At 57.8% G+C, this 14,833-nt stretch carries 15 protein-coding genes; all 15 read right to left on the bottom strand.

Annotation, left to right across the window (positions count from 1 at the left end; genetic code table 11):
• Window positions 1-65: 65 nt before the first annotated feature.
• Window positions 66-791, bottom strand: coding sequence for a copper-binding protein (locus AC1965_RS16335; RefSeq protein ID WP_483883966.1), 726 nt, complete (start codon window positions 789-791; stop codon window positions 66-68).
• 44 nt (window positions 792-835) lie between these two features.
• Window positions 836-2,194 carry a multicopper oxidase family protein gene (locus AC1965_RS16340; RefSeq protein WP_483883967.1) on the bottom strand — a complete coding sequence of 453 codons (1,359 nt, stop codon included), beginning with the start codon at window positions 2,192-2,194 and terminating at the stop codon, window positions 836-838.
• A gap of 11 nt (window positions 2,195-2,205) precedes the next feature.
• The gene (locus AC1965_RS16345) at window positions 2,206-3,669 is read right to left on the bottom strand and encodes a TolC family protein (protein WP_483883968.1); all 1,464 of its coding nucleotides are present in this window, start codon (window positions 3,667-3,669) and stop codon (window positions 2,206-2,208) included.
• A 301-nt stretch (window positions 3,670-3,970) separates the two neighbouring features.
• Window positions 3,971-4,369, bottom strand: coding sequence for a hypothetical protein (locus AC1965_RS16350; RefSeq protein ID WP_483884898.1), 399 nt, complete (start codon window positions 4,367-4,369; stop codon window positions 3,971-3,973).
• Window positions 4,370-4,498: 129 nt separating this feature from the next.
• The gene (locus AC1965_RS16355) at window positions 4,499-5,257 is read right to left on the bottom strand and encodes a MauE/DoxX family redox-associated membrane protein (protein ID WP_483884899.1); all 759 of its coding nucleotides are present in this window, start codon (window positions 5,255-5,257) and stop codon (window positions 4,499-4,501) included.
• 11 nt (window positions 5,258-5,268) lie between these two features.
• Window positions 5,269-5,745 carry a DUF305 domain-containing protein gene (locus AC1965_RS16360; protein WP_483884900.1) on the bottom strand — a complete coding sequence of 159 codons (477 nt, stop codon included), beginning with the start codon at window positions 5,743-5,745 and terminating at the stop codon, window positions 5,269-5,271.
• 180 nt (window positions 5,746-5,925) lie between these two features.
• The gene (locus tag AC1965_RS16365) at window positions 5,926-7,362 is read right to left on the bottom strand and encodes an aldehyde dehydrogenase family protein (protein ID WP_483884901.1); all 1,437 of its coding nucleotides are present in this window, start codon (window positions 7,360-7,362) and stop codon (window positions 5,926-5,928) included.
• A 1-nt stretch (window position 7,363) separates the two neighbouring features.
• Complete coding sequence (locus AC1965_RS16370; RefSeq protein ID WP_483884902.1) at window positions 7,364-8,293, bottom strand: dihydrodipicolinate synthase family protein; 930 nt, start codon at window positions 8,291-8,293, stop codon at window positions 7,364-7,366.
• 38 nt (window positions 8,294-8,331) lie between these two features.
• Complete coding sequence (locus AC1965_RS16375; RefSeq protein ID WP_483884903.1) at window positions 8,332-8,652, bottom strand: indolepyruvate ferredoxin oxidoreductase subunit alpha; 321 nt, start codon at window positions 8,650-8,652, stop codon at window positions 8,332-8,334.
• Window positions 8,653-8,700: 48 nt separating this feature from the next.
• Entirely contained in the window at window positions 8,701-9,477 is a 777-nt protein-coding gene (locus AC1965_RS16380; protein WP_483884904.1) for an enoyl-CoA hydratase-related protein, read from the bottom strand.
• Window positions 9,474-10,643, bottom strand: coding sequence for a CaiB/BaiF CoA transferase family protein (locus AC1965_RS16385; protein ID WP_483884905.1), 1,170 nt, complete (start codon window positions 10,641-10,643; stop codon window positions 9,474-9,476). The genes AC1965_RS16380 and AC1965_RS16385 overlap by 4 nt, the downstream gene beginning before the upstream one ends.
• 9 nt (window positions 10,644-10,652) lie before the next feature.
• Window positions 10,653-12,017: an FAD-dependent oxidoreductase gene (locus AC1965_RS16390; RefSeq protein WP_483884906.1), complete on the bottom strand. Its 1,365-nt coding sequence runs from the start codon at window positions 12,015-12,017 to the stop codon at window positions 10,653-10,655.
• 77 nt (window positions 12,018-12,094) lie between these two features.
• Window positions 12,095-12,904 carry an ABC transporter permease gene (locus tag AC1965_RS16395; RefSeq protein WP_483884907.1) on the bottom strand — a complete coding sequence of 270 codons (810 nt, stop codon included), beginning with the start codon at window positions 12,902-12,904 and terminating at the stop codon, window positions 12,095-12,097.
• On the bottom strand, window positions 12,904-13,713 hold the full coding sequence (locus tag AC1965_RS16400; protein WP_483884908.1) for an ABC transporter ATP-binding protein: 810 nt from the start codon (window positions 13,711-13,713) through the stop codon (window positions 12,904-12,906). The genes AC1965_RS16395 and AC1965_RS16400 overlap by 1 nt, the downstream gene beginning before the upstream one ends.
• A gap of 3 nt (window positions 13,714-13,716) precedes the next feature.
• On the bottom strand, window positions 13,717-14,763 hold the full coding sequence (locus AC1965_RS16405) for an ABC transporter substrate-binding protein (protein WP_483884909.1): 1,047 nt from the start codon (window positions 14,761-14,763) through the stop codon (window positions 13,717-13,719).
• Between the last annotated feature and the right edge of the window lie 70 nt (window positions 14,764-14,833).

Raw genomic sequence — 14,833 nt, forward strand, 5'->3', positions numbered from 1 at the left:
GGCGGTTGTGAACGCAGGGGCGGTTGTGAACGCAGGGGCGGTTTAGGCCACCCCTGCGAAAAAGGTCACTTCATCTGTGTGACAGTCAACTTGCCTTTGACACGATCTGCGACAAATTCGATGTCCTGACCTTCGGACATCCGCGCGATCATCACCTCATCGGCGCGGAACACCATTGTCATCGCAGGCATGTCGAGCGTGGCCAGAGGGCCGTGGATGATGGTGACCTTGCCCGCCTTGGCGTCGACCTTCTTGATCTTGCCAGTCGCGTATTCCACCACGGCTTCGGCCATTTTCTCACCTACAGCGATGGATCCGTGCATGCCGGATTCGTAGTGGCCGGGGATCAGGCAGGCAAATTCAAACGTGCCGGCATTGGCAAAGGTCCAGATCACCTCGCCCGCGCCGCCCTCGTCCAGACGGACAGAGTTGGGATCGTCATGTTCCATGTCCATCTTTGCCATCATTTCTTTGTGTTCGGCATTGCGCTCAAGGGTGTCGATCACAAATTCATGTTCCAACTCGCCCTTGTTGATGACGTTAAAGCGGATGGTTTCGCCCTTAGCGATCTCAAGCTCGCGTGGTTCAAACAGCATTTCGCCATCGTCGGTTTCGCGCATGGTCACTTCGATGGTGCGGTCCACCGATGCGGCGTCGCCGGGCAGGCCGATCATCATCTCGGCGTGTTCGGCGGCATGGTCATCGCCGTGGCCGCCTTCGTGGCCGCCTGCGGCATAGGCAGGGGCGCTGAGGGCGAGGGCGATGGTGGTGGTCAAAAGAAGGTTTTTCATCATTTTTCCTGTAGGTTGCATAGGTTGTTGGAGCAAAGGGCCATTCAGCCCTTTGAGGTTGGTTTTGGGGTGATCTGGGTTTTCGGGCTGGTGTTGCTGGCAAACTCCGGCAGTTCGCCGGTCCATTCGTAGGCCTGTTCGCCGGGCGGGTTTTCGTACCAGCCGGGGTCTTCGTAATCATCGGCGTCGATCCCTTCGCGGACCTTCACAACCGAAAACATGCCGCCCATTTCGATGGGGCCATGTGGCCCCCAGCCGGTCATCATCGGCACCGTGTTGTCGGGCAGCGGCATTTCCATCGTGCCCATATCCGCCATGCCAGCCGTACCCATGGGCATGTATTCGGGCTGGAATGTACGAATTTTGCGGGCCAGCGGTTTTTTGTCGACGCCGATAAAGGTCGGCACGTCGTGGCCCATCGCGTTCATCGTGTGGTGCGACTTGTGACAATGGATTGCCCAGTCGCCCAGATGTTCCGCGACAAATTCATAGGCGCGCATGGCACCCACGGGGATGTCGATGCTGACCTCCGGCCATTGCGCCGCCTCGGGCACCCAGCCGCCGTCGGTGCAGGTGACCTTGAAATCATAGCCGTGCATGTGGATCGGGTGGTTGGTCATTGTCAGGTTGCCGACCCGCACGCGCACCTTGTCGCCCCGGTTGACCACTAGCGGGTCAATGTCGGGGAAAATCCGGCTGTTCCATGTCCACAGGTTGAAATCCGTCATCGTCATGATGCGCGGCACATAGGTGCCAGGATCAATGTCAAACGCGTTGAGCATGATGAGAAAATCGCGGTCCACGGGCATGAACGTAGGATCTTTGGGGTGAACGACAAACATGCCCATCATCCCCATCGCCATCTGCACCATTTCATCCGCATGCGGGTGGTACATGAAGGTGCCGGATTTCGTGAGGTCGAATTCGTAAACATAGGTCTTGCCCGGCGGAATACCGGGGTGCGACAGCCCGCCAACACCGTCCATGCCCGAGGGCAGGATCAACCCATGCCAATGCACGGTGGTGTGTTCCGGCAGGCGGTTGGTGACATAGATGCGCACGCGGTCGCCCTCAACCGCCTCGATCGTGGGGCCGGTCGACTGGCCGTTGTAGCCCCACAGATGCGCGATCATGCCATCGGCCAACTCGCGCTCCACTGGTTCAGCAACAAGGTGAAACTCCTTCACGCCGTTGTTCATCCGGTGCGGCAAGGTCCAGCCATTGAGCGTGACAACCGGGTTGTAGTCCGGCCCCGAGGACGGGCGCGGCGTGATCGCGGTGGCGGCGCTGTCCATCTGTGCGGCTTCGGGCAGGCCCATGTTGGTTGTCTTGCCCCAGGCCTGTGACGACACCAGCGCCGCACCCGCGGCCCCCGCGCCCAGCAATTGACGTCTGTTCATCATATCCTGTCCTTTCAATGTCCTGCACCGCCGCCAGCGGCCAGCGTGGCACCACCTTCGGCTCCGCCGCCGCTGCCCGCACCACCGCCATAGATCGCGGCGGTCAGATCGGCCTGCGCCATATAGAATTCGCGTTTGGCATTGGCCGCCTCCAGTTGCGCGCCCAGCTTTTCGCGCACGTCGGTTAGCAGCTCGAATGTGTTGGTGATCATGCCGTTGTAAGACAGCAGACCTTCTTCCTCGACGGTCTTGCGCAGTGGCACCAGCACATCGCGGTAATGCCGCGCGATCTTGTACGAGGCGAGGTAGCCCACCTCGGCGCCCCGCGCTTCTGAACGCACGTTCACGGCCTTTTCCGCCAGCACATTGGCGGCTTGGAGATAGGCCAGTTCGGCTTTGCGCATCCGGGCCTTGCCGCTGTCGTAGATCGGGATGGCAAATTCCAGCTCAAGCTGTGGGGTGGTGCTGGTTTCTACGTCACCGTCCTCAGCCTCGCGTTCAGTCTCAAACCCCGCGATGATCTCAAGGTCTGTGACCAGCCGCGTCTGATCTGTCAGGCCAAATGCCGCGGCCTGCGCCTCAAGGCCCAGTTTGGCGACGCGAAGATCGAGCCGGTTGCGCAGGGCCTTGGCCTCGATCCCCGCCACCTGACCGACAGAACGCGGCAAAGGTGGCAGCGCATCTGGCACATAGTAGTCGACGTCAGCACCCCACAACCCCATGAGCCGGGTCAGGTTTTCCTTGGCGCGGCTGGCGTTCAGTCGGGCCTGCGCCAGTTGTCCGGCCAATTCCGCATTGAATGCTTGTTCGCGCGCCTGGCCTGCCTTGTTCAGCGCGCCGGTCTCGCCCAGTTTACGCGCCAGTTCAGAGCCCGCGTCCGAGGTCGCCTTGGCGCGGTTGAGATAACTGACAACCTCGAACGCAGCCACGGCAGAAATCCAGGCGCGACGTGTCTGGTCGGCCAGTGTCAGCGTGTCGTTTACCGCCTCAAGCTGTGCTGCACGGAAATTCACATCGGCCAGGGCCACGCGCTGTTTGCGGGTCCTCGCATCCAATATGTTGGTGGCAATCATGCCTTCGATGGCGCGGTACGCCCCCAGCTCGGCGGCCCCAATCCCCAAGATGCCAATGGAGACGACGGGGTTTTCTGGCGTAGACTGCTGCCATGCCTCTGCCGCCGACAGCCCCACATTCGCATAAGAGGCCTGCAAGCCCTTGTTGTTGAGCAGGGCAACCTGCACGGCGGTCTCGGCTGAAATTGTCTTGTGATAGACCATCTTTTTGACGTCAGCCTTGACCGCCATATTCTCGGCCGCGGTCTGGGCAAAGACGGTACGCTTGCCGATGGCGGCAGACGTCTGGCTGGAGACATTGGCGAAACCGGCCGTGGGACTGGTATAGATGTCAGGCACTGCCGTCGCGCAAGCGCCGACCAGCAGTGGCACGCCAAGTATCAGCGTGGTTTTGAAAGGCCGCATCAATTGCCCTCCGACTGTTCTTGGTTAACGGTGCGCCAATCGCGCGGGCCGGTTGGCGCGCGCTGTACATAACCCGCTAAAGGGTCTGCGTGGCGAACCGGCGACAGCACAACACGATCCGCAGCTGCGGTCTGTGCCGTAACATCTGGCAAGGGTGTGGGCGCCGTGGCGCATGCGCCAAGTACAAGGGCAAAGCCCCCCGCAAAAAGAGAGAGTTTCATGTTGATAAACCTGAGTAAAAGCTGATGGAACTTGCACGGCAAACCGCACAAGATAAGACCCCCCGGTCAGAGGGTCGCGTTCAGATCAGGTGTTTTGGTGGCCGCAGAAAAGCGGCGGGTTCGACCGCATGCGATGGGCTGTAATATGCCGCATAGGTACTGTGAGTGCCAGCAACAACGAACGATGCTGAGGTCTCGAGCAAGGCCAAAGACATACAGATGCCATTACAACAATGCGCTGAAACGTCATCATCCTCTGCCGACTGACCCTCGGTCGCACTTTCGTCTGCGTGGGACATCATAGCGCCATGCGCGTGTTCCGCGCCCTGCTTTGCCGCACTGATCTGGTCATGGCCTGCACCATGCATACCCGATGCCGCATGCGCACCCGACGGGGGTGCCATCACCAAAGCAAGCGCAAGCATCAGGCACATAAGCACCTTTAGCAGCCCTGCAAAAGAGATGTTTGTTAGCGTCATAGCGCACAGTTGGTTGGTTTGAACCGAGGTGTCAATCCGTACAGCGCTGGAAGGTTGGCGACTTTATTTTAGGAGTGGCGAACATCTGCCAATGCGGTGGCTTGTTCTTTCGCGCCTTTGGGCCAAAGCCTAAAGCGCTTTGGCAAGCATCCACAGCCCCATGCCTAACATCAGCACATTTTCTGTCAGGGAGATAAACCCAAGCGGTACATTGCTGTTGCCGCCAACGCAGGCGCATTTCAACTCGCGCTTGTCGACATAGACCGCCTTGATCACGGATATGGCCCCTATGCCCCCGATAACGATGGCGACTGGTGCAGATAACCAGGTCAGCGCGCCTGCTGTCATCAAGATACCCGCGAGCGCCTCGCCGAACGGATAGACTTTGCCATAGCGCACCCAGCGCTGCGCCAGCAGGTCATAATTCAGAAACATCGTGGAAAAACTCTCCAGATCCTGAAGCTTTTGGACCGCCAGAATGCACATTGAAATCGAAATGAACCATTCAAACCCGCGCAGCGTAAAAATCGTGCCAAAGCTGTACCACGACAGGCCCAAAGCCATAAGAAATGCCATGGCGAAGATGGCGATCACGGGTTGATACGACGTGTCAGATTGCTGGTCTTTGGGCTTGTCCATCCCGAAGTGGATACGCAAATCATCAAAGCCCCCCACCCGCATGCCGTCGATAAAGGTCTGCGGCGTGGTTTTGACGTTATGCTTAGCCTTAAATGCGTCGGTTTCGGCGCGGGACGTGAGGGGATGATCAATAACCTCGCACCCTTGCCGCTCCAGCAGATCCTTTGATTTCAGGCCATAAGGACAGGTGTGGTCGGTCATTACCATCCGGTACAGCTCGGCGCGTTTCGACGTATGTTGCGATGTCATCTGCGTCTCCTTCATTTGCCGTCTACTTCCGGTGTCGCCGCCGGACCTCCCTCGAGATCCGTGATCAGGGCTTTCATCTCGGCGATTTCCTTACGTTGCGCCTTGATGATGTCATCGGCAAGCTTGCGCACGCGCGGATCTGAGATGTTGGCGCGTTCGCTGGTCAGGATTGCGATCGAGTGGTGCGGGATCATGGCCCGCATCCACGATGTATCATCGACAGTTGTCTGGCTGCGCACCAGAAACAACGACAGTACAAAAACCAATGCGCTCCCGGTAAAAATTGCAATATTCGCGGTTCGGTTGGTGTACATGCCCAGCATAAAGGCCAGCATGATGATCGCCATCACCGCCCCCATATAAATTGCCATGTAACTGCGTGTTTCACTAAAGAATACGTGATCCAGAGCATATGTATTGAGATACATCAGGCCAAACATCACTGTGGTCGACGTCAGGATCATTGCGAAAAAGCGCCAATAAGACATGGAAAACCTCCTTTAAGAGTGCCGTTGTAGGTAAAACAAGCCTCCAACGCGGGAAGGTTCCCGCCGACGGCAACTTTTTTTGTTGCCGACAGCGCAATCGCGAGCGTCACCAAGGGCATCAACACAGGATTTAGACCCGCCAAAGCGTTGGCGAGCCTAAGTACCTAAGTTGGCCAGTTCTTAGCCAGCAAAGACGTAGCTCGTCTTAACAATTGTATAGAATTCAACCGCATAGCGCCCCTGCTCGCGTGCGCCGAAGGACGAGCCTTTTCGACCACCGAAAGGCACATGATAATCCACGCCCGCTGTGGGGAGATTGACCATAACCATCCCTGCCTCGATCTGGCGCTTGAAGGCACGGGTGTGTTTCAGGCTGGACGTGCAAATCCCCGCTGACAGACCAAATTCGGTATCATTCGCCACCGCCAACGCCTCGTCAAAATCAGCCACCTTAATCACGGAACCACAGGGCCCGAATATTTCCTCGCGGTTGATCCTCATCGTGTTGTCGGTGCCCAAGAACAAAGCAGGCGCCTGATAGAAACCCGGCGTACCCAGCTCCAACCGCTCGCCGCCAATTACCTCTGCGGCCTCTTTGCGCGCGACTTCGACGTAGTCGAGGTTTGACTTTAGCTGCTTTTCATCGACGACCGGGCCGATTTGCGTCGCCGGGTCCATGGCATCCCCGACTTTCAGCGCCTTCATTTGCCGCGTCAATTCGTCCACGAATGCGTCGTGGATACCTGCTTGCACGATCAGCCGTGACGAAGCCGTGCAGCGTTGGCCTGTGGAAAAGAAGGTGCCGTTCAGGCAGGCAGGCACTGCGACCGAAAGATCGGCATCGTCCAGCACAACCATTGGATTCTTGCCGCCCATTTCCAACTGGACCTTCTTCTTCATCTTGCCGCAGACCTCGGCAATGTGGTTGCCGGTCGCGACGGACCCGGTAAAGGAAATCGCGTCGATTTGCGGATGGGTAACAATCGCCTCTCCAACAGTAGAACCGCGCCCCATCACCAGATTGAACACACCGGGTGGGCACCCGTTTTCATGTAGCAGCGTTGCAATCACATGCGCGCAACCGGGTGTCAGGTCGGCGGGTTTGATGATTACACAGTTGCCATAGGCCAGCGCAGGCGCGATTTTCCACGCAGGGATTGCAATGGGAAAGTTCCATGGCGTGATCAGTCCGACAATCCCTACAGGTTCGCGCGTGATCTCAACGTCGATGCCGGGCCGAACCGACGATTGCAGCTCTCCAGAAATCCGCAGCGCTTCGCCTGCAAAGAATTTGAAAACCTGCGAGGCGCGCATCGTCTCGCCAATACCTTCGGCCAGGGTCTTGCCCTCTTCGCGGGCCAGTAGCGTTCCGAATTCCTTGCTGCGGGCCGCGAGCGCATTGCCAACGGCATCCAGCAGATCATAGCGGGCCTGCGGCGTGCTGTTGGCCCATGCCGACTGCGCCGCTTGTGCAGCCTGCACGGCACTTTCCACGGAATCCGCATCGCCATAAGAATAGCTGCCAACGATGTCGTCGGTGTTCGATGGGTTCAAGTTGTCATTATAATTGCCAAAGCTGACCCATTCGCCGTTGATCAGGTTATCGTGCTTGCTCATGTTATGATCCTTCGTTTTTCGATGATATCGTGTTCGTATCTGCCTGCGACGCGGGGTCGACCGTGGGCGCGCGTTCAATGGCGTCGAGCGCGGCCTTGGCTGCGCTGTCCAGCGGCAGAAATGGTGGTACGGCGTTGTGCCAGATTGCGTTGCCGGTGCGGCGGGCGACCATGTATTTGATCGACGGGATCAATGGATGAGACATCAGCCCGGCCCGTAGACCAGCGATCTTTTCGATCAAGGCTGGGTCAGGGTCGGAACGATCTTTCCAAATCTGTGCACATACGGCGGATGAGTGGTTGACCGTGGCAGAGATGCAGCCGGCAAAGCCCGATCTACCCGCCTCTGCCAGCGAGGTTTCCGAGCTTGGGAAAACGGCAAACCCCGGTATTTTCGATGCAAGTTCACGACAATATTCCAGATCGCCGGAGGAATCCTTAATGCCTGCAAAACGGTCAGGGTACGTTGCGCAAAGGCGCGCAAGCAGCCGGTGAGACAGGGTAATCCCCGTCATCTGCGGGTAGTTGTAGAAATACACCTTGATCGGTCGCGTACCAAGCGCCTCGTGCAGCGCCTCGTACCAACGGAACAACCCGTCATCTGACGTCGGCTTGTAGTAGTAGGGCGGCAAAACCAGCGCCGCAGCAAACCCCAGGTCGTCTGCGTGGCAGGTCAACGAAATAGTCTCTGCCAAGGATGGCGTGCCCGTGCCGACCATCAGACGCACGGGGTCCACGGCCTTGGCGGCCCATGCCATGACGTCTGCGCGCGTGCCTTTGTCAAAGGAGTTTGCTTCGCCCGTTGATCCCAGAACATTCAGGCCGTCACAGCCGTTTGTCATCGCCCATTGGCAATGTTCGATAAAGGGCGCGCGCTGGGGCTTGCCTGCCGCGTCAGTGGGGGTTGGCACCGCTGCGATAATTCCTTGCATAGTCTTTCCTTTGGTTTTCTTTGCGGTGGTTTTGACGCCTATCTCCAACCGGCAACGATGGGATCATCCTTGATCGGCGGTGCGTCTTTGCGCCATCCGCCGGGCTCGGTCATAGTGCCGTCACTATCGTGGAAGACCTGTGCGTTGATCCGGATGAAGTCGGCGTCTTGTGGGTCCACCTCGTCCGCATAGCGGATGGCATCGACGGGACAGATGCTTTCGCACATGCCGCATTCGATGCATTCGGTCGGGTGAATGTAAAACATCCTCTCGCCTTCGTAGATGCAATCAACCGGGCAAGATGTTGTGCAGATCCCGTCTTTGACGTCGATGCATTCGCTTTTGATGATTAAGGTCATGTCGTCTCCGTCAGTCAGGGTTCAGTCACGAAGTCAGGTCGGAACGGGCTATCTGCCCTGCCAGATCGGAGCCCGTTTTTCACGGAATGCCAGCACGCCCTCGTTCGCGTCGGCCGACCCCAGCGCGGCGCGCAGTTCAGGCGTTTCATGTGCATAGGCGTCGTGAACGGACATCTCGCTGGTGCCGCGCACAATTGCCTTGATCGCCTTGAGGCTAAGGGGCGCGGACGCGAGAATATCGGTGACCCAGCGGTCTACTTCCGCGTCCAGCTCTGTTTGGGGGACCACCGCGTTCAGCAGCCCATAGTGCAGCATCTGCGCCGCTGGCATCATGCGTCCGGTCATCATCATGCCGACCGCAATATTGCGCGGGATCAGCCGGGGCAGCACGGACATCCCGCCATCCAACGGCATCCGCCCGACCTTGGCTTCGGGCAGGCCGAACCGTGCGGTGTCGGCTGCGATCAGAATATCGCAGCCCATCGCCATTTCCAGCCCTCCGCCAAGCGCCAGGCCGTTGATCCGCGCTATGACGGGTATGTTCAGGCTCTTGCGCAGGGATATCCGGCCGTAGCCTGTGGCGCTGATGTCTTTCCAATAGTCAACGCCCGACATGCCATTGTCGTCTTTCAGATCGGCCCCGGCTGAAAATGCCCGGTCACCGCTGCCCGTCAAGACGACACATCGCACATCAGGGTCCGCTTCGATCTTGTCCCAGATTTCCGCGAGCCGGGTCTGGGTGGCTGAATCGATGGCGTTCATCCGGTCGGGACGGTCGATGGTGACCCAAGCAACGTGATCTTCCAGTTTAAAAACAACGCTCATTCGGCCGCCCTGCCGAGGTTGGCGGCCAGCCCCAGTTCGCTGAGCACCTCTTCGGTGTGTTCACCCAGCTTTGGTGGCACATGACGAATGGATACTTTTGCATCGCTCAAATGCACGGGCGAGCTGACAAAATTCATCTTGCCGAGGTATGGGTGATCAATCTCGATCAGCATGTCGTTGATCACTGTCTGAGGATCGTCCAGTGCCTCGCCCAAGCTGCGGACGGGCGCGCAGAGCAGATCCTGCGCCTCCAGTCGTTGCAACCAGTACTCTGTGGTATTTTTGGCAAAGGCATTGCGGAACGCTTCTTGCAGCAGGGGCTTGTTCTTGCGTTGGCTTGCCAGCGTTGGGTAGGCCGGCTCAAGGTTGTCGATCTCCAGTGCGGTACAGATGTCGCGCAGGGGGTTCGACTTGAACGCGCCAACCACCACCACTGAACCGTTGGTCGTATCAAAAACGCCCGTTAGCGGCATCGCAGCCCAGTTCAGCACCTCTCCGTGTTTGTTCCACTGGGCGGCCTCCTGCATCTGCATGGCGATCATGGAATCGTAGAGCGAAACACTGACCTTTTGGCCGACACCGGATTTGTGCCGGGCAAGCAAGGCGGCCATGATGCCCTGCACCAGGTGCATCCCGGCGGTATAGTCACACAGCGTGGTGGGATAGATCGACTTGGGGATCGACGGATCTTGCCGCTTTTCCATGACGCCACTCATCGCCTGCGCCAGCACATCCTGCCCCCCCTTATGGGCATAAGGGCCCTTTTCACCATAGCCTGTGCCCGACGCGCTGATGATGCGGGGGTTGATTGCCTTAAGCGTGTCATATCCAAAACCCAAGCGCTGCATCACCCCGGCGCGAAAGTTGTCGACGACCACGTCGGAATTGCGCACCAGCTCGTAAACGATCTTTTTGCCTTCGTCGGATTTGGTATCGATCGTGATCGAACGCTTGTTGCGGTTAAGCGATGCAAACACCGCGTTATTCATCGCGATTTCGTCCGGCTCTCCGAAAAAATTCCGCGATAGGTCACCGGCACCGGGGCGTTCGACCTTGATCACATCGGCACCAAAATCCGCCAGCATCTGGGTGGCACAAGGCCCCATCATGACTTGGGTAAAGTCGATGATACGTACCCCTTCGAGGGGAAGGTTATTCTGGGTCATCGTGGCCTCCTATGCGATTTCTTTTTCTTGAACCAAAGCGTTGGCAGACGGCACATCGCCTGGATCTGCACCCTGCGCGCGCATCTGCTTTTGGATCGACGTGACATCCACATCGCGCAGCGCGCAATTCGCTTCGAGTGCTTTGGCAACAGCGACACCGGCGGCTTCACCCTGCGACATGCACGGCGGGATTTCGCGCGATTGCTTTTGCGCCTCGGATTCGACCGAATAGTGGCGCCCAGCAACGATGAGGTTGTCGATCCCCTTGGGCAGCAACGCCCGGTAAGGGGTATAATAGTCGCGGCCACGGCAGACGCTGTCGGCAAAGTGGCGGCGGCTTTTTACATCATCTTTGGTGACGATATATTCACCCTGCAAAAGCCGGGTCTGACGGATGCCCATTTGCTCGGCGGCGCCAAGCATCTTGGCATTCTCGAAACCGGGGATGTTTTTTCGAGCAAAGGCCAGAAGGTTCATCATCCGCGCGCGGCCTTCGTATTCGGCAGCGACCATACCTTCGGGGGACAGCCCGTCGTAGCCCGGCATATGCGGGCAGTTGCACCACACGATGCCCGGCAGCGGCGTCTTGAGCCACCACATACCCCAGGCACCACCGATAACGCGGCGCGCTTCTCGGTCCAGCTTTTTGTATTCTTCCGGGTTCTCGTATTCAAAGGCTTCGGCCCTGTCAGTGTCGACATCACACAGGCGGAACACAGTGGTTACGATATACTGACCGTCGGTGAACGACGCCCCAGCAGAGGAGGCAACATCCAAGTCGCCGCTGGCATCAATGACCATTTTGGCGCGGATGGCCTGACGGCCCATTTTTGTTTGGCAGATCACGCCGGACACGCGGCCATTTTCCACCAAGGCTTCGGAGAACCATGAATGTGTCCGCAAGTTGATGTCAGCTTCCTGCACCAGATCCAGGCTGACCCGCTTCCAGGCGTCAGGATCAAAGGCTACCGCATGGATGATCGGCTGTGGCATTCCCGATTGGTGGAAATCGATACAGCCCCAGCGGGACCACTTTTTCCACATGTCCCAGTTTTTCAGACAATCCTCTGACGGGGGAAAAACAGCGCCGTCCTGTTTGACCATGCGATCGACATATTCACTGACGATCCCGGTGGTGACAACTTCGTTGCCTTCGTTGACCATGTCGTCCAGCACCAGAACCATGCCGCCGGATGCCATGCCGCCAAGGTGGTGATAACGCTCCAGCAGCGTAACAGAACACCCGTTCCGCGCAGCAGATACGGCGGCTGTCACACCGGCGGGCCCAGCGCCGATGACAACGACATCGGTATCGGCAACCACGGGTACCTGTTCGGTACGAGACTGGATGTGGTCTTTGATTTGAGCAGTCATTGGAAGTCTCCTTGATTGGTTCCACAACGGGATTTTCTGATCCGCGTGGAGTATTTCGAGTGAAAAGCAGCGTTTTCTTACCAGCGGATGATCAGCCGCTCTGCGATGGCAACCGATGCAAACAAGAAGACCGACAGCCCTGAGGACATGAAAACGGTCGCGTAGAGCAGCGGCGAATTGAAGTTGAACGTCGAGTCGATGATCAAGGCACCCAAGCCGAGGTCAGCGCCGACCCATTCCCCTACAATCGCGCCAATCACACAGGTCGTTGCCGCGATCCGCAGGGCGGAAAACAGGAACGGCAGAGATGAGGGCAACCGGATCTTCCAGAAAACTTCGCTTTTCGATGCAGAAAGGATGCGTGCCAGTTCCAGCGCCTGCGGACTGACCGCCTGCAAACCGCGCACCATGTTGACCAAGGTGGGAAAGAAACAGATCAGCGCCGCGATCACGACCTTGGCCGTCAGTCCGGGCCCAAAGATGAGCACGAGGATCGGCGCGATGGCGAGAATTGGAATGGTGTTCACGAATACGGCGATTGGAAAAAACGCCCGCTCAACCGTGCGGCTGTGCACGAAGGCGATTGCGATCAATATGGCAAAGACGTTTCCGAAGAAAAAGCCAAGCACGCTTTCGTAAAAGGTCGGCCAGAAGTTCGCCATCAGGATCGGAAACTTGTCGACAAAGGTGATGGCCACGTCGGACGGCGCCGGCGCGATATAGGTCGGCACCTGAAACAGCCGCACGCCGAGTTGCCAGACCAGCAGCAGCGCGATGGCCGTTCCCAAGGGCAATGCACCAGCCTTCAGCTTCTTACGGCGCTCAATGCGGCGTTCCTCAAGTTCGGTGGAATTCTGCTCTGCCAGATTTGTTTCAGCGATAGTCATCAGCATGTCTCCAACAGTTTGCGCAGATAGGCGGAATAGCGTGTGAATTCCTGCGTATCGCGAAGTTCAATTGTGCGATTCTCAGGCAGATCTATCTCCACAATTTCGCGCAGACGCCCCGGATGTGCCTGAAGCATCATGACCTTCTGACCCAAGAAGACGGCTTCGGGGATCGAATGGGTAACAAACAGGATGGTGGTGCCCGTTTCCTTCCATATCTGAAGCAGCTGCATGTTCAGATGATCGCGCGTCATCTCGTCCAGCGCGCCAAAGGGTTCATCCATGAGAAGCAACTTGGGTTGGCAGACCAATGCGCGGGCAATCGCGACGCGCTGGCGCATACCGCCGGACAATTCATGCGGCAGCGCGTTTTCGCGGCCCTTCAGCCCGACCATTTCCAGCAATTCATGCGGCGTCTTGTTCCCGACGGGAATTTCAATGCCGCGCTTGCGTCCGATTTCAAGAGGCAGCTCCACGTTCTTGAGTGCCGACCGCCAGGGCAACAGGGCGGCGTCCTGAAAGACAAAGGCAAACTCCCGCGCCAGGCGCGCGGCTTCGGTCGTTTTACCAAAGATTTTTACATCTCCGGACGCGGCTGGAATCAGGTCTGACACCAGCCGCAACATTGTTGATTTGCCGCAGCCCGAAGGCCCAAGAATGGTATAGAAGGAGCCTTCTTCGATATCGATCGACAACGAATCGATCGCGGTGAAGGTCCCGAATTTTACCGATGCGTTTTTCAATGATGCGGCAATGGTAGGAGACGCCGTATTGATCGGTGTGATCTTGGTCTTGGCAACTGCGGGCATGGGTCAGCCTCCGAACTTTGGACGTACGTCAGCGGTCGCTTCGAGCACTGACATCGTCATGATGTCTTCGACTTTAGGGGGATCGTTTTCAAACTGGCCGAGGTCTTCGTAAATCTCGATCTGGCGCTGCCAGTTCTCCGGATTCATCGTACCCCAGCCGTTTTCGGCCGTCTTGGCGTCAAAGACATAGCTCAAGACAAGGTCTACTGTCGCCAGTTCATCTTCCCGGTTAAGGTTGGGATAACGCTCAAGCAGGATGTCCACTGCTTCTTCGCGGTTTTCATAGGCCCAACCCCAGCCCTTAGCGATGGCACGGATCATTCCGTTCACCTGCTCAGGGTGCTCTTCTAGTGTGCTGTCGTTCACGTAATAAGGATAGGCATACAGTTCGACACCCGCGTCCCACAGGGTCAGGTCAACACGTTGATCGCCCATGATGCTTGTCGCGCTGGTGTTGGTGTTCCAGCCCGTCACCACATCGACCTGTCCGGTCATCAGAGGCGCCATATCGGACCCCATGACCGAAATTTCGACGTCATCTTGGGAAATCCCGTTATGCGCCAGCAGGGCGTCCAGCAGAATGCGCGCAGTGCCGTTCGTTGCGATCTTCTTGCCGATGAAATCCTGCGGGGCGTTCACTGGATTACTCTTGAGCGAGAAATACGTGAACGGATGCTTCTGATACCCTGTCGCGATACATTTCACCGGCAGTCCGGCGGACCGGGCAAGCATCAAGGACGGGCTAGACGAGATTTGGCCTAGATTGGCCCGACCGGACGCGACCGACGCCACGCCGTCGACATTGGGGCCGCCTGCCACGATATCAAGCGTCAGGCCCTCATCCGCGAAAAAGCCCTGCTTGTCGGCCACAACTTCGCCCAAGATTCCGTTGCTGGCCAACCAACCCAGTTGCAGCGTGACTTTGAATGTGTCCTGCGCCATCGCGCGCTGGACGCTCACAAACGTACCCGCACCTGCAAGGCCCGCTGCGGCGCCGACCGACTTTAGCAATGTCCGGCGATTAAGATTAAAAGTGGAATTGTCTGACATAATTCTCTCCCAAAGTGCGTTGGCCGCTTTTCATGATCCGGCAATATACGCCTGATGTCCTGTTGACTTT

The sequence above is a fragment of the Sulfitobacter sp. KMM 9851 genome (assembly GCF_057178245.1).